The 15,519-nt window shown below is 54.3% G+C and carries 11 protein-coding genes; 4 read left to right on the forward strand and 7 right to left on the reverse strand.

What is annotated here, in order from left to right; translation table 11 throughout:
* The first annotated feature begins 442 nt into the window (after window positions 1-442).
* From ACR0MP_RS12125 to ACR0MP_RS12135, 3 genes are all read left to right on the forward strand, one after another.
* A complete protein-coding gene (locus tag ACR0MP_RS12125; protein WP_170407566.1) occupies window positions 443-1,528 on the forward strand; it encodes a hypothetical protein in 1,086 nt (361 codons plus the stop codon).
* Window positions 1,529-1,742: 214 nt separating this feature from the next.
* Complete coding sequence (locus ACR0MP_RS12130) at window positions 1,743-2,801, forward strand: glycosyltransferase family 2 protein (protein WP_170647057.1); 1,059 nt, start codon at window positions 1,743-1,745, stop codon at window positions 2,799-2,801.
* Between the two features lie 12 nt (window positions 2,802-2,813).
* Window positions 2,814-3,473: a sulfotransferase gene (locus ACR0MP_RS12135; RefSeq protein WP_170407560.1), complete on the forward strand. Its 660-nt coding sequence runs from the start codon at window positions 2,814-2,816 to the stop codon at window positions 3,471-3,473.
* 289 nt (window positions 3,474-3,762) lie between these two features.
* Here ACR0MP_RS12135 and nadC read toward each other — a convergent pair whose 3' ends face one another.
* The 5 genes from nadC to ACR0MP_RS12160 all read right to left on the reverse strand — a co-directional run bounded on the left by nadC (window position 3,763) and on the right by ACR0MP_RS12160 (window position 11,021).
* Entirely contained in the window at window positions 3,763-4,623 is an 861-nt protein-coding gene (gene nadC, locus ACR0MP_RS12140; RefSeq protein ID WP_480893765.1) for a carboxylating nicotinate-nucleotide diphosphorylase, read from the reverse strand.
* A 3-nt stretch (window positions 4,624-4,626) separates the two neighbouring features.
* A complete protein-coding gene (locus ACR0MP_RS12145; RefSeq protein ID WP_480886530.1) occupies window positions 4,627-6,165 on the reverse strand; it encodes an L-aspartate oxidase in 1,539 nt (512 codons plus the stop codon).
* Window positions 6,162-7,133, reverse strand: coding sequence for a quinolinate synthase NadA (gene nadA / locus ACR0MP_RS12150; protein ID WP_480614259.1), 972 nt, complete (start codon window positions 7,131-7,133; stop codon window positions 6,162-6,164). The genes ACR0MP_RS12145 and nadA overlap by 4 nt, the downstream gene beginning before the upstream one ends.
* Window positions 7,134-7,210: 77 nt before the next feature.
* Window positions 7,211-8,092, reverse strand: a complete 882-nt coding sequence (locus ACR0MP_RS12155; protein WP_170423009.1) for an NrtR DNA-binding winged helix domain-containing protein — start codon at window positions 8,090-8,092, stop codon at window positions 7,211-7,213.
* A gap of 865 nt (window positions 8,093-8,957) precedes the next feature.
* Complete coding sequence (locus ACR0MP_RS12160; protein ID WP_480893767.1) at window positions 8,958-11,021, reverse strand: alkyl/aryl-sulfatase; 2,064 nt, start codon at window positions 11,019-11,021, stop codon at window positions 8,958-8,960.
* Between the two features lie 293 nt (window positions 11,022-11,314).
* Here ACR0MP_RS12160 and ACR0MP_RS12165 point away from each other — a divergent pair, with 293 nt between their 5' ends.
* Complete coding sequence (locus ACR0MP_RS12165; protein WP_480886534.1) at window positions 11,315-13,012, forward strand: tetratricopeptide repeat protein; 1,698 nt, start codon at window positions 11,315-11,317, stop codon at window positions 13,010-13,012.
* 565 nt (window positions 13,013-13,577) lie between these two features.
* Here the strand turns inward: ACR0MP_RS12165 and ACR0MP_RS12170 are convergent.
* On the reverse strand, window positions 13,578-13,931 hold the full coding sequence (locus ACR0MP_RS12170; protein ID WP_170394225.1) for a hypothetical protein: 354 nt from the start codon (window positions 13,929-13,931) through the stop codon (window positions 13,578-13,580).
* A gap of 341 nt (window positions 13,932-14,272) precedes the next feature.
* Window positions 14,273-15,490 carry a 3-sulfinopropanoyl-CoA desulfinase gene (gene acdA, locus ACR0MP_RS12175; RefSeq protein WP_170407544.1) on the reverse strand — a complete coding sequence of 406 codons (1,218 nt, stop codon included), beginning with the start codon at window positions 15,488-15,490 and terminating at the stop codon, window positions 14,273-14,275.
* Between the last annotated feature and the right edge of the window lie 29 nt (window positions 15,491-15,519).

Below are 15,519 nucleotides of genomic sequence, written 5' to 3' on the forward strand. Positions count from 1 at the left end.
TAATAGCAATCTTTTCCGTGCGGTTTTGGCCCCCAAGCTCAGCCTTTATCCTACCAAGACTTTGTACAGCCGATGGAAGTGCTGGAGCAGGAAAGGTTCTTGCGCGGATAATGGCTGAGCTTGGTGCCGAATACGGCGCGCAAACCATGCGGATGAATAAGATTATTTCGCTCAACACGCACATGTTGTCGACTCCGGGCCTGCGGAGTTGCGGACACAGATCGTGATGATTTGCCCACATTAGATTTTAATCAGAATAGTGAAGGAAACCGCAACGATCGGAAACACCATCACACCGGATACCTCCGCTCAAACAAACTGGTCTAAGAGCCGACCGGTTCGGCGTTGGATGTAGACGGCAAGTGTAGCTATCGATAGACAACTTCCACAGGGTCAAACCGAAAACGAGGGCCCGAGGCAACCCAGGCAACAGGAAGAAACTATGAAGCGCTGTGCAATTGTACAATTTGAACCGCGCCATGAAGAAGTTATCCCCAGCTTGGTGGCCGCCTGTAATGCCAACGGGTACCGACCACGAATCTTTCTGCATCGCCGGATCTTAAAGCTGCGCGGAGATATCATGGCCTTGGTGCCGGGATTGGAATTTGATGTTGAGTATGTGCCTTTGAGCACACCGGATTACCGGGCTGCGGATGCACCAAAACATATCAAGTCTACTATGGCTGCAATTGAAGCGGCCGAACATGACTTCGTCCTGATGGCCTCTTTGAGTCGTCCAAAAGCGGCAAGCTGGGCGCATGGAGTGAAGAAGCCATTGATCATGGTCCTGCATAATCTGGATCAGTTCAGCCAGATGGCACCCCTGCGCGAGACGCTTCAGATGCCAAATGCGCGCTACATCAGCCTGAGTGCACATGTCACGGCTGAATGGATCAGCCGGGTGGGCAAAGCCCATATGGACAGGATCGCGACGTTGGAGCCGTTTTATTGGATCGATGATCCGGAACCAAAGTTGGGCCAGCCGCGTCAGGTCGTGATCCCCGGCAACGTTAACATGCGGACACGTGATTACCCTGGCCTGCTGGATCTTCTTGGCAATCGACCGGACGCCTTTCAGAATCTGCATTTCATCCTGCCGTCAGGAGGCGGAGATCGCGCCAAGGTTGAAAGTGAGATCCAGGACCGAAAGCTTGACGCGCGTTTTACGTGCGTGCCTTTGGACAACAGCGGGCAGGTCGGGCATGCCGCGTATTTTGACGCACTGGCGGGCGCTCAGGTGATACATCCGCTCATGCCATTTGACTATGAACAATATCAACGGATCAAGATCACATCTGCCCTGTCCTCTTCGGGTGGATTCTGTGTGCCGATCGTCATGGACCGCTGGTCAGAGGCCTGTTACCGACCACCAATGCTGATTGCTGACAATGGGTTGGAGGCAAGCCTGACCCGCATTTCAGGGGCGAGTGATGCAGAACTCGGCGATCTGCAGGTAGCACTGAAGTCTTACCGCCGATCTGCACTTGCAAACGGAGCTGTCGGGCTACGACGGCTAATTGAACAATAAGTGCCTCTATCCGGTTCACTCTCAGCCTTTTAGATCCACCTACCACCGAGTTGGAAATCACCCAAGTTGGCAACATGATGCCGCGCCGTACTTTTTTCGTTCCTACGCGAAATTCGCAGTTCAGAACATCTGCAAAACCGTTATTCTCAATGAGCACCACATGACATGCGGTCTGGCGGATCACCAGACTGAAGCGTCGGATCAAAGGAATAGAATGACACGAAAGCTAGCGATCCTGACGGTCAAAGATGAAGGCGCGTTCCTGTTGGAATGGCTCGCCCATCATCAGATGGTTGGTTTCACTGATTTTCTGATCTTCTCGAATGATTGCGCGGATGGCACCGATCTGATGTTGCACCGACTCGAAGAGATGGGGCAAATCACTCATGTCAGCCATGAAGCCAAGCCCGATAAGAGCGTACAGTGGCAGGCTATGAAACAAGCCGCCAAACATCCTCTATTGAAAGAAGCAGACTGGATACTGGCGCTCGATATTGATGAGTTTGTAAATATCCATATTGGCGACGGCTCATTAAACGCGCTCATCCATAGCCTCCCCGAGGCGGATGCGATCACGCTCACCTGGCGGCTATTCGGAAATGCAGGGATCGTTTATTTTGAAGATGCGCCGGTGACCGAACAGTTCACTTCCTGCGCCCCCAAACCCATCCTTTGGCCGTGGCGCGCCTCAATGTTCAAAACGCTTTATCGCAACAACGGGATTTACCGTAAACCAGGCATTCATCGGCCAATTTCGCCTGATCAGACCCGCGTGGATGAGGCGCGCTGGTATGATGGATCAGGCCGTTTGCTTGGTGGCGATCATCGCCGCCAGCGGGTATTTTCCAACTATACGCAAGATACGACCATGAGGGTTCAGCTTAACCATTATGCTTTGGGCGCGATGGACTCCTTTCTGCTCAAACGTGCGCGTGGACGTGGGGTGCATTTCAAAGAGAAAATCGGCATGGATTATTGGGTCGATTACAACTTTAACAGCGATCAGGACGTCTCTATTTCCCGCTACCAATCGGCACGGGCTGCTCGGGTTACCGAGCTAAAATCAGATGCCACACTGAAGAAGCTACATGACAAGGCCTGCGAATGGCGGCACAAGCGATTTAAGGAACTTTTGGAGTCAGAACCTGAACGCGCGTTTTTTGCTCGCCTGATGATGGCTGGCCAAACCACACCTCTGACGGAGCATACGGCCCGTCAGCTTATTTCAGTTGCCATGCGCGCGAACCAGAAAGCCGCCGCAGAGTCCGAGTAGGAGCCTTCCTTCGTGCCGCAATCATCAAAAACTCATCCTGAATATCTGTCTACTCGTGCAGGCCGTACGCGGCGGATATTTCAGGTCGGTTTCAACAAGTGCGGCACAAGGTCGATTTCCGCCTTTCTAGATAACAACGGCATTCCGACGGTTCACTTCAAGCGTGGCAATCTGGCCCGCGCGCTCGCTAACAATCTTAAGTATGGCTATGCGCCGCTCAATGGCATTGACCGTTGGGTCGGCTACACCGACATGCAGATGGTAAGCGGCTCGCGCGTGATTGAAGGTTGCCGTTATTTTCGTCAACTCGCGGCATATTATCCCAATTCCTATTTCATATTGAACACTCGAGACAAAGACAGGTGGATCGCAAGTCGCCGAAACCATGGCAATGGGTTTTATGCCGAGCGTTATCGTAAGGGTATGAATTTCGAGTCGGTTGATCAGGTAATTGATCATTGGTCAGAAGAATGGGACCGGCATCATCAGGAGGTGCCCGAATTTTTTAAGGACCAACCGGATAAATTATTGATATATAATATAGAAACAGACAGCCCTGACCAGATGTCCGAGTTCCTTGCGCCTGATTTTGAGACTGATCCGACTTTCTTCGGCCATGAGGGTAAAACGTCCGGAGGCAATGACGCCGACGATGCGGTTTCTCCGAATTGAGATGTCATGGCCTGCTTATTTAAGCAGCATAAGAAATCGAGTGTGGGCGAGAACGAAAGGTTCGGTCGCCAACTCTCTGACGAATGAATGCGACTTAAAACTTGCCCAGCTTAGCTGGCTAACGGAGTGACAAGACTGAACAGGCAGGCTGCGCCGCCGCGCACCTTTTGATTGCCTTGTTTCCTATTGTGTCGGCGATGCTCTTGCCTTTGGCAATCTTTTGGAAAGGCCGTTGATTTCGACAATTTGGGCAATGAGCGTCGTAACTGTTGGTTTACTCTTGGTGCTGTTAGAGCACAAAATCCAGACCAATATCGAGGCAGTGTGCACTGTGGGTGATCCAGCCCATAGAAATCAAATCAACACCGGTGTTCGCCACAGCCCGCACATTATCTGGGGTTATCCCGCCTGAAGCTTCGGCAATGGCTTGACCATCAATCATGCCTATAGCTTCGCTTAAGGTTCTTGGATCCATGTTATCCAGAAGCACCGCATCAACACCGATTTTCAGTACTTCGGCCAACTGCTCCAGCGTGTCGACCTCGATCTCGATCTTGACCATATGACCGACTGTCTCTTTGGCCCGCGTCAAGGCCGGGCGGACACCCCCGGCTATGGCGATGTGGTTGTCCTTGATCAGCACCGCGTCACTTAGGGAGTAGCGATGGTTCATGCCGCCGCCTGATCGCACAGCGTATTTCTCTAACGCCCGCAAACCGGGCGTTGTTTTTCGGGTACAGACGATGGCAGCACGCGTGCCTTCGACGCGGCGAACCATATCGGCAGTCACACTTGCAATACCCGATAGATGACCCAAGAAGTTGAGCGCCGTACGTTCAGCAATCAGCAGACTGCGCGACGGCCCTTTGAAAGTGGCGATCACTGCGCCGGGCGCGACTGTCCCACCATCCTCGACATGGCGGATTACTTTGATCGCCGGATCTATCAGCTCACAAGCCAATTCAGCACAATCCAGACCGGAAATACATCCGGATTGACGCGCGCAAGCCACAACTTCGGAAACATGATCCGAAGGAATAACAGCCGAAGAGGTGACATCTCCGGCGAGGCCCAAATCTTCATCAAGTGCGCGGCGGATCACCGGCTCCAGCATCGTTCGGGGCAACGGGGCTAGGGGCATGATAGTCATTTCTCAAGCAGTCCTCAAAAAGGGTTCCTGACTGGTCAAACTCGCATGAGCAAGTACTTCGGTCAGAGTCATCAAAAGAGATTGCGCGTTCGCCTCAGGATTAGGGAAGTCACTTCGGTAATGTCCGCCCCGCGATTCTCGGCGCAGATCGGCAAAGACCGCGATCGAAAGCGCGACTAGTGCCGGGTCAGAAGCGCAGGCAGCGGTTTCGACCAACGGCAACAACTTTGAAATGGCAAAACGTAGGCCCGTCTGGTCACGGATCACACCCAGATATTTTGAAACCAAAGGCCGGACAAAGCTTGGATCAGAATTAGGCAGCACGTCCACCGCAGGAGCAAGTGAGAGATTTCGCAATTCACTCGTGGCAACATCATTTGCGGCACGGCGTCCCATCACCACTGCCTCCAGCAGTGAATTGCTAGCAAGGCGATTGGCACCATGCAGGCCAGTCGCCGCGCATTCACCTATGGCCCAAAGGCCTGACAGAGTGCTTCTTCCATACTCATCAACGGCGATACCGCCCATGTGGTAATGCGCAGCCGGAAGTATCGGTATGGGATCGCGCGCCGGATCAATTCCGCTTGCTGCGCACAATGCATGGATGCCACGGAACCGCTGGACAAATTCGGCACCACGCGCGGCACGAGCATCAAGAAACACTCGCCCACCTTCCAATATGACCTGATGCACGGCACGAGCCACCACGTCGCGCGGGGCCAGTTCAGCCTCCGGAATATGCGACATGAAGCGCTTGCCGGTTTGGTCGATCAGAATTGCGCCCTCGCCCCGGACGGCTTCACTGACCAGTGCCAGAGGTGTCTGATTGGCATCCAGCGCTGTGGGATGAAACTGGACAAATTCCATATCGCGCAAGGCTGCCCCGGCACGGGCGGCCATCATGACACCCTGGCCGAAATTACCTGAAGGGTTGGTGCTGACACCAAACAGACCGCCGCAACCGCCTGTCGCCATAACGACCTGAGATGTGCGCAGTACCTCTGCTTGGGCATCTTTTTGCAGATGAACGCCTGTGACGTGTCCGTCTAGCGTCAACACCCGTCGGGCTTCGACTCCGGTCAAGCAAGTGATCGACTGGCATTGCAACACAGCACGCGCAAGGGCCGATGTGATTTCGGCTCCGGTGCGGTCGCCGCCTGCATGCAGTATGCGGCGGCGGGAATGCGCGGCCTCGCGCCCCAAGGCATATGTGCCGTCGGCGGTTCTATCGAAACGAACGCCATGTTTCTCTAAACCAGTGATCGCCTTTTGCGCTTCGCAGAGAATGGCCGACGCCACGGTTTCGTCGCACAGCCCGGCGCCCGCCCGCAAAGTATCGGCCAAGTGTTGCGCAGGATCACCATCCGTGCCTAGTTCGGCGGCAATCCCTCCTTGAGCCCAAGCGCTGGAACATTCCTGGCCCAGCCCTGCACGGGTGATTAGTACTACGGGTTGTGGAGCCAGTTCCAGCGCAGCCGTCAGCCCGGCGATACCGCCACCGATGATGGCAGTTCGACCATGAAGCCCTTCGAGCCCGATCATTTCACTGCCAGCATCCGTTCTACCGCGCGGCGCGCATCTTCGGCGATGGCCGGATCGACGGTGACTTCGTGATGACCCAGTTCCAATGCGTTGCGAATGTTGCGCAGACTAATGCGCTTCATATGTGGACACAGGTTACAGGGGCGCACGAACTCCACTTCAGGATGGTTCAGCGCCACGTTGTCGCTCATCGAGCATTCGGTCAACAGGCAAACCCTCGTCGGTTTTTTGTCGCCGACGAAATCCGACATGACTGCGGTAGAGCCAGAAAAATCTGCTTCGGCAACCACTTCGGGCGGGCACTCAGGATGGGCCAGGACCGTAACATCCGGCCACGCTTCGCGCATTTCACGTATATCGGCTGGAGTAAACAGTTCGTGCACCTCGCAGTGTCCATGCCATGCGATCAATTCGACATCGGTCTCTTTGGCGACGTTCTTGGCGAGATACTCGTCCGGGATCATCAACACGCGCGGCACTCCGAGGGATTCCACCACCTTTACTGCGTTGCCCGACGTGCAGCAGATATCCGATGCCGCCTTCACCGCTGCCGAAGTGTTTACATATGTGATCACCGGAACGCCAGGATGGGCTTCGCGCAGAAGCGCAATATCCTCGGGTGTGATGGAATCTGCCAGTGAACACCCCGCCCCCAAATCTGGGATCAGTACCGTCTTTTCCGGGTTCAGCAGCTTGGCAGTTTCCGCCATAAAATGCACACCAGCCAACACAATGACATCGGCATCAACCTTCACAGCTTCGCGCGCAAGCGCAAGGCTGTCGCCCACGATATCGGCAACTCCGTGGAAGATCTCCGGCGTTTGGTAATTGTGGGCGAGGATGACCGCATTCCTCTCACGCTTGAGATCAAGGATGGCTTCCAGATCATCTTCAAACAGCATCCATTCGGGTTGCGGGATGATCTGCTTTACCCGGTCGTAGAGGTCTGGAAGGCGAAAATCTTTCATTGGCTTCTCCATTTATACTCGAATCGAGTATATTGAGGCCATGCTTATTCTCGATTCGAGATTATGTCAAGCGAGGTTCAGGACCGGGAGAGAGGTAATCTGACGCCCGACAGCATGCGAGCCTCTAGAATGGCCGGCCTATATCGGAACAGGCGCGCCGGGCGACCACCGGTGCCGCTGGACATTTCGCCGGTATCTTCAATCAATTCCTGCTGATCAATCTGGCGGCGAAAATTGGGTTTGTGCAGGTGTAGACCAGACAGCGCTTCGACTGTGCGCTGTAACTGCAGCAAGGTGAAGCTTTCGGGCATGAGCTCGAACACCACCGGAGAGTATTTTATCTTGGCCCGCAAGCGAGATATGCCGGTGGCGAGAATGCGACGGTTGTCCGCTTCCATGTGACGACCGAATTCAGGAGTATCAACAAGCCCTGCTTCGTACATCAGCTCATAACGTTGCAAAACCAGTTCTTCGTTCCAAGTCTTCCCATTCAAACCAAACAGATAGTCCACACGCTGCAGTTTTAGCGGATCACTTCCTGCCCAAGCTGAGATACGTTTGATAATTTGCGGTAGATCTTCTGGGCTGCGATCACGATGATCCTCCCATGGGAAGTACTGATACCAGCTACGCCATGCCGGACGTCCAGCACCGGTAGTATCCTGCTCCCGCACCAGACCGAGATAGCTGATCGAGATACGCTGAGAGTTGTCGGCATAACCCGAGCGTGGATCGCGATCCTTGTCTGCAAAGGTATAAAGCTGTTCAAGATATCCCACCGGATGGCCAGTCTGCGCCTCAATCCAGGCCCGCAAGCCGCTTTGCAAGCTGCGGTGTGAAGATTCGAACGGTCCCGAAGGTAGCGCGTTACCGCCACGCAAGGTCATGACACGCGGCTGATCATCAGTCACGGCGATTAGGATTGCGATCAGTTCGGCAGGGGCTAGTCCACTTGGCAAGAAATTTCCTGTTTGTAGAATGTCGCGAAGCGTTGGTTAGAATGTGCGTTCTAAACCAAATTTAGTACCTTGGCTTGAAGAAAAATACCGTGTGACGGGTGCTTCTTCAGAGAACAAGCGTTTCTGGCCCAGTTAATCGCCCCACTGATCAACCATCAGGTTACTACTTTCGGTCCAACGAGCTCGAAATACAGTTTCGTCCCACAACTTGAGCAGTGTCGCACGCTATGGGTTCGGGCTGACCAAACAGCCCGTTGAGGTATTCGTTTCGCTAAAGTAGTTCTCAGACCGGTCGTATATATGATCTTTTTAAAGGCTGCCGTTTCCGCAAAGACATTATTGATTACACTAAATACTTCGATTTGCGACACACAGTGTCTTATCGAAATTTGGAAGCGATCATAGCATATCGCAGCTAAAGTCTGACCACGTCACATTCGACAGTTGGGTTGTGAAGCTTCCTCCAGTTCGAAGATACCCATCCGACCCGCGGCGCTAAGCGGCCAGTTTTTTGAATTGTTGTACGGGACAGGGTCCAGGAGTGAATTGAAATCCACGGATCAGGACCTCTAGGTAGTTTGATATCTTGGCTGATGTTCACAAATTGCAAGTTTCAGCACATCTCAGTTTGATTTTTGCGTCATGCGCTTTGGCTTTCTTAGGCTGAAGATTCTGATCCCGCATTGACACCACGGATGAAAGAGTCCGCGCACGGCGGTAACAATCCAGCAGTCGTTCGGGCGGGGCATTCTGCTGCTCCGATACCAGCACTACTGGTCGAAAACTTCTCCCGGTCCAATAGTCAGAAAGAGAGAGGCCCAGGGCAGCAAAACCCTGAGCCAGCTTTCAATCGGACGGTCCCGTCTCAGCCGCCACTCGAGTTTGCTAACCCGGGCTGGGCAAAATCATTGGCGGGTGGCGTCAAATCCTGCGCACCGGTGCCGGGCATCAACTCGAAACCCAAATCAAATTGATCCAGGGTCGAAGCCAGTTGCGCTACGATCTCGGCGTTGCCCTCAGACTGCGCGGTGCCATCAGCGAGCATCTCGGTCAATCTGCGCTCACCGGTCATGACCATTTCTAGGTCCGTGCGGCTCAGACTGATCGAAAGATCGGCGTCTTCCGCCACCTGATCGACGATATGAGTCAGGGTGGCATTGCTCATCTCGACAACGATGTTCTCGTCCCGGTCGGGGATCGACAGGTTGATGGTGAACTCCATATCGGCGGCTTTGGCGCTATTGACGCGAATGGCCAGAAAGTCGAGCCACATCGTGGTCTGCATAGCCTTTATCGTATCGGGACCGGTAGTCTCGATGGTAGCGCCCTGCGGAATACCGTTGCGCAGTTCGAACGCCGCGCCAAGGAACGAGTTGCGGACCGAAGGGCTTTCCTTCTGATACCCGATCTGCTCGAACGCGTCGGCCAACAGGTCCTTGGAGGCCTGGTTCTGTGGTTCGGCGTAGACCAGTTTGTTCAGAATCTCGGTTGCTTCAAGGTATTTGCCGGTGTCGACTAATTCCTGCCCTTTCGACAGGATCGGTTGGGCGCCGCCCATCATCTCGACAAACAGCGGAGCGCTGTCTTCTGGCGACAGAGGTGTCAGCGTGGTGGGATTGGCATCCCAGTAGCCCAGATAACGGTTTATCACCGCCCGGCTGTTATGCTCGACCGAGCCATGATAGCTGCGCGCGGCCCATTGCTGCTGCAGGCTTTCCGGCACGTCATAGACGTTGTGAATCTGATTAATGGTCACGCCTTTGTTGGCCAGATTCAGTACCCCGTTGTTAAGATTTGCGTAAGTGTCACGCTGCGCACGCATCACTTCTTGAATGCGCTCATTTCCGTAACGGGGCCAAGAGTGAGAGGCGAACATCAACTCGACATCCTGCCCAAACTTGTACAGCGCGTCATTGACATGCTTGGACCAGCTCAGCGCATCGCGCACCAGTGCGCCACGCAAGGTATAGATGTTGTGAATTGTGCCAGTGATGTTTTCCGCCGCCCAGAATGCCTTGAGGTCGGGGAAATAGGTATTCATCTCAGCAGGTGCTTCAGTACCCGGTGTATTCTGGAAGATCATACGCACGCCGTCTACGATGATCTCTTCATACGCGTCCGAGACATGGCGGGTCGGTTCGATCAGGCCCGTGGTGCCAGCCGAGATGTTCTTGCCGATGGACTGATCCACATGACCGAACGGGCTGCGTGGCAGCAATACGCCGTATTGGAAAAACAGACGGCGGTTCATCACGTTGCCCGCATAGATGTTTTCGGAAACCGCATGTTCCATGAAACCTTCGGGCGCGATCACCTCCACGCCGTTTGCCACGTCCTCATCGGTGATCACTCCGCGCACACCGCCATAATGGTCGGCGTGGGAATGCGAATAGACAACCGCCTTGACCGGCAGTTCGCCCACGGTGTCGTTCAGCAGCTTCAGCGCTGCGGCGGCAGTTTCCTTGGAGGCCAGCGGGTCAAAGATGATCCAGCCGGTATCGCCACGAATAAAAGTGATGTTGGACAGATCGAAGCCACGCACCTGATAGATGCTGTCGTCGAGAAGCTCGTACAGGCCGAAATTCATGTTCAGGATCGCCTGACGCTGCAACGACGGGTGGATCGAGTCGAACTCTTTGCCCTCGAGCAGATAGTCATAGCTGCCGATGTCCCAGGCGACGGTGCCATCCTCGGTTTTGATCTGGCGGTATTCTGGAACCGCAATTAGCCCCTTGCGGCTTTCTTCAAAGTCACGCTCGTCATCGAACGGCAGGTTATTGCGTTGGGTTTGCTGGAATTCGATCGTGTAATCCGAGGGCAACTTGCCCTTCGGGTCAAAGTGCTGAGGACTATCATCCTGCGCGACGGCAAGACCTGAGGTCAGCGTCAAAAGGGTGACGGTCAAGAGTAAGGTGGTTCGGCGTGGCATATATAATCGGTTCCTATCATGAACGCTTCAAAAGAGATCGCAGCGCAGGAGGTCTGACGGGACGAACCACGAGGTTGAAATTCGTCCCGCCGGTGCATTGACCTCCAGAAGTGCCGAGATGCGCGATCTTTTGGAAGCCGGGTGCCTGCCTGTACGACCAGCAGTGCGGCCCTCTTATCCGCAGAATTTTTCCCGAGAAGTGCAAACATGTTGCCACATGTCGAAAAACACATGTATCAACGAGGCCAACATAATGGTTTTCCTTGGTTTTCCCGAGGCAGAGGGATATTGTAGTGGATACTACCGAGCGCGAAATTCGGGTACAGATGCAACGTATCCTGGATCATCCGGATTTCACCGCCAGCCCCAAACGCCGCGCATTTCTGAACTATATCATCGAGGAATATCTGGCCGGTCGTTCAGATCAGATCAAAGGCGTGTCGATTGCCATGTCCGTCTTTGACCGCGACGAAAGCTTCGACCAGCAGGTCGATCCGATTGTCCGATTTGAGGCGCGGCGACTACGGCAGGAGATTGACACCTACTATGCCGGGCCCGGTCGGGGCGATCCGATACGTCTCACCATACCCAAAGGAGGATACGCGCCGCGGTTCGCAAAATCTTCACTGCCGAGCCCTGATCAGGCACCTGCTGACGCCCGGCCAAATGCCGGGTTCAGCGGACGACGACGCGCTGGGATTGGACTGGCTGTCGCCTTTGGCCTGGCATTGTTTGGGCTAATCTGGGGATTGACCCGTTCAGGGACGCCAGAGGAACATGCAAATCACAGCTTGCCCAAAGGGCCCGTCGTGGCTGTACTGCCCTTTGAAACTCTGGGAGATGGCCCCGAGTACCTCGCCGATGGTCTTACCCGGCAGTTGACGACCGAGTTGATCCGGTTCCGGGACATCTGGGTCTTGCCCCTTGGCAGCACACTGCATTCTGGTGAAACCGAGATTGATACGGCGAGCTTGCGTACAGAATTCAACGCCGATTTCGCGCTGGAAGGCAATGTGATGGACAGGAGCGACACCTTGCGCCTTTCCGCACGCCTCATTGATCTGAAAGACCGAAGATATATCTGGTCGCAAAGCTACGAGGTCAGCAATACCTCCAAGGAGATCTATGCGGTACAGGACAGCATTATCCGAGATGTAATGGGTAAACTGGCCGGGAAATACGGGCTACTGACGCTTGGCGCGATGCGAGATGCCGATAGAATTCCACCCAACAATCGCGATGCTTATGAATGTGTGCTTGGTTATTACAGCTATCAGGTAACCATCAATCTGGATCGCCATGCCGAAATCAAATCCTGCATCCTGAACGCGCTTGAGAAGGCTCCGGATTATGCCGAGGCTTGGGCGGTGCTGTCGAACCTGTATCTGCAACAGATACGTTTTGGGCTGGGCGGAAATCGCGAACAGATTCTGGCCGCAGCCGATGCCGCAGCACGCCGGGCGGTCGAGATCGACCCAAATCTGGCGGCGGGACATCTGATGATGGCCAATATTCGGTTCGTGCTCGGTGATTTTGCTGGGTTCCGCGAGGCCGGGCAACGGGCGATTGACCTGAATCCGAATGACACCGACATTCTGGCCCATTACGGGATGCGTCTGGCGTTCAGTGGCGAATGGGACAAAGGACTTGCTATTGTAGACCGGGCAATCGCTCTGAACCCTGTGCATCCTCAGTGGTATCTGTTTCCGCGGGTTTTTTACGAGTTCGACCGGGGCGACTATGAAGCGGCGCTGGCACAATTGGAACAAATCGATATGCCAGGTTTCTTCTGGACCCATCTATGGCAGGCCGCGCTACACAGCAAACTGGGAAATGGGGAACAGGCCCAGGCGGCTCTACGCAGCTTGTTGGTTCTACGCCCAGATTTTTCATCTGTTGCATCGGATATACTTGCCATTTGGCAACTTGACGCCACTTTTAAGGAGAACCTGTTGGCCAGCCTCCAGAAGGCTGGTTTGTCAGATTCTTGACCGGCTTATCCAGTTTCCGCACACCTATTCATCGGTGGGTTTCACAGTTATCTGGAATCGCATCACCCTTGTACGCAGCAATAAGTAAACCACGTCAGATGGCTGACTTTATATCATCAGATCGTCGTTCGATTTTCTAGCTTTCACGCAAGCGGGCCAACGGTCGCTGCCGGTCCATATCTGGGATGGTTTGTCAGAGTTGGCGTTTTTTTGGGACGGCCTTTTACATAGTTTCGGCATTGCAAAACACTTTGCTCATCGGTGCTCAACATGCGGAAGTTGATCACCTGTAGCCTGAAAGAAGCGCGCTTCTGGGTGGGATATGTCAATTCGATGCGCCAACATGCAAGGCAATCGAGACGCATCTTTGGAAGATCTGCGCGACACTGTTCACCCACCCAATCAGGCAGGTTTCTTTAACTGTTACAACTGAAACGTTTATTCGGCATCAGAGCACTCCTTCTCTGGTCAGAATTTACCCCAAATTACGAACTCTGTTCGGGCCCTTTTTTGAGTCAAGGCCAAGGCCCCTTTCGATAAACCACTGAGTAATCTGCAGCCATTACTAGCCCACCACACCGTGACCACGCACCTGCATGCAGTTCACAAGCACATGACGCCGCGCCATTTCGTCATTGTACTGGCCGCGCACAGATCCGACTATGCCACCTGCGATCGCACCCCCGATGACATCTTCCTTCTCGCCAACGACCCAACCAGTGACCGCGCCATCAATAGCGCCGAACGTAGCATCCATTTTACGCTGCCCGGGATTGAAACTCGCGGCCATCAATCGGCATTCAGCCTCATCTGTGTAGAAGGTCGCATTCCTGGTTCCGTCAACCATCAGTGGCTTCTGCATCGGGTACTGAGTGCATGCGGTAAGACTGATGAGAGCAACAAAAATGAACTTTTTCATCGCAGCTTTCCTTTCGGGAATCGAAGTAATTGCTTGGCGTACACGCTAAACTTGCCTGCCTAGGCAAATCTCATTTAGGAAGTTTACGATTGTCGAAAAATAGCCCCGCCATTTTACGCAGCGTAAAATTGCATTTGTTTCGCTGGCTCGGTCGCAAACTTCTCTGGCGCATGAATGCAGCGCCTTTCTTGCGCAGCTAAGTTGGCTAAATAGGCAACTAGATTAACGCGAAAAAACCGTCGGCCGAGCATGCCGACGGCGTGACGGCACGCAGCCGCGTAGGGCTGCGGCACAAGAAAGTCGGCGGCCCGAAAGTCCTTTTTCAATTTTCATAGGGTCTTCTATTCAGCAGCGTAACGCTCCATGTCGGCAAGGCGCGTGTATCCGTCCCGCGTCTGTGGTGTTTTAATGCCTAGAATATTTCCGGCGATTTGGGTCCGGAGAATCTGTGCGGTCCCGCCGCCGATAGTGAACATGCGCACATCGCGATACATCCGCTCCAGAGGTTCACGATCGCTGTAGCCGCGTGCGCCGAACATCTGCAGCGCATCGCTGACCACCTTAATAGCCATCTCGGACGCAAAAAGCTTGGCGCGGGCGGCCATGGTCATATCGGGATACTGACTGCCGTTTGGGCCACGCGATCGTGCCGCTTCATGGAGCAGCAGCCTGGCTGCATGAACTTTCGTGTCCATATCGGCCAGCATCCATTGAAGCCCCTGGAATTCTGCAAGCGGGCGCCCGAACTGTTCACGTTGAACGAGGTAGCGTTTTGCACGTTCAAGTGCCCCTGCCGCAACACCCATAGCAACTGCTCCCGCACCGACGCGTTGCGAATTGTAAGCGTTCATCAGGTCGGCAAAGCCACGCTTCAATCCTGAAGGCGGTTTGACCAGCCATTTCTCGTTGATCTCGACATTTTCGAACCGCAATTCTGCTTCGGGCATACCGCAAAGGCCCATCGTGTATTCGCGACCCCCCACGGTGAACCCCTTGGGCGTATCTCCTGACATCGGGTCGGCAAACAGAATGAAACCGCCAATCCCCTGATCGACGCCTGCCTCATCGAGCACGCGGGCAAAGATCAGGTACAGCTTCGAGACCCCTCCACCAGTGATCCAATGCTTGGACCCGTTGAGGATGTATGTGCGACCCTGTTTCCGCGCGGTAGTCTGCATTTCGGTCGCGGCACTTCCCGAGTCTGGTTCGGTTATGCAGATCGCGGGCTTATCTCCTGCCAGAACATGCTGAGCACAAAAAGCCTTCTGCTCATCATTGCCGTACCCCATGACCGCACTGATGCCGCCCATGTTGCCCTCGACAACGATGCGGGCGGTCAGGGTGCAGGCTTTCGCGATCTCTTCGACCACCATGGTGACGTCCAGAAAACTCGCGCCCTGCCCACCATATTTCTTTGCAATGGTCATACCCATGATGCCAGCATCGGCCAATTCGCCAACATTCTGCCAGCAATACCTGCGCGATCTGTCCCAATCTGCGGCACGTTTCTCAAATTCTGGGGCCAGTTCTTTCGCAACGTTCACAAGCGGATGCGGCATGCGTGTCCCTCGTCTCTGTTTCTTAACAG

The sequence above is a fragment of the Ruegeria sp. K3 genome (assembly GCF_056531845.1).

What these genes read in the sequence shown, in the direction of transcription:
- ACR0MP_RS12170 (WP_170394225.1), bottom strand. Translation starts at nt 13,931, where the DNA reads ATGAAAAAGTTCATTTTTGTTGCTCTCATCAGTCTTACCGCATGCACT.
- ACR0MP_RS12130 (WP_170647057.1), top strand. Translation starts at nt 1,743, where the DNA reads ATGACACGAAAGCTAGCGATCCTGACGGTCAAAGATGAAGGCGCGTTC.
- nadA (WP_480614259.1), bottom strand. Translation starts at nt 7,133, where the DNA reads ATGAAAGATTTTCGCCTTCCAGACCTCTACGACCGGGTAAAGCAGATC.
- ACR0MP_RS12160 (WP_480893767.1), bottom strand. Translation starts at nt 11,021, where the DNA reads ATGCCACGCCGAACCACCTTACTCTTGACCGTCACCCTTTTGACGCTG.
- nadC (WP_480893765.1), bottom strand. Translation starts at nt 4,623, where the DNA reads ATGACTATCATGCCCCTAGCCCCGTTGCCCCGAACGATGCTGGAGCCG.
- ACR0MP_RS12125 (WP_170407566.1), top strand. Translation starts at nt 443, where the DNA reads ATGAAGCGCTGTGCAATTGTACAATTTGAACCGCGCCATGAAGAAGTT.
- ACR0MP_RS12145 (WP_480886530.1), bottom strand. Translation starts at nt 6,165, where the DNA reads ATGATCGGGCTCGAAGGGCTTCATGGTCGAACTGCCATCATCGGTGGC.
- acdA (WP_170407544.1), bottom strand. Translation starts at nt 15,490, where the DNA reads ATGCCGCATCCGCTTGTGAACGTTGCGAAAGAACTGGCCCCAGAATTT.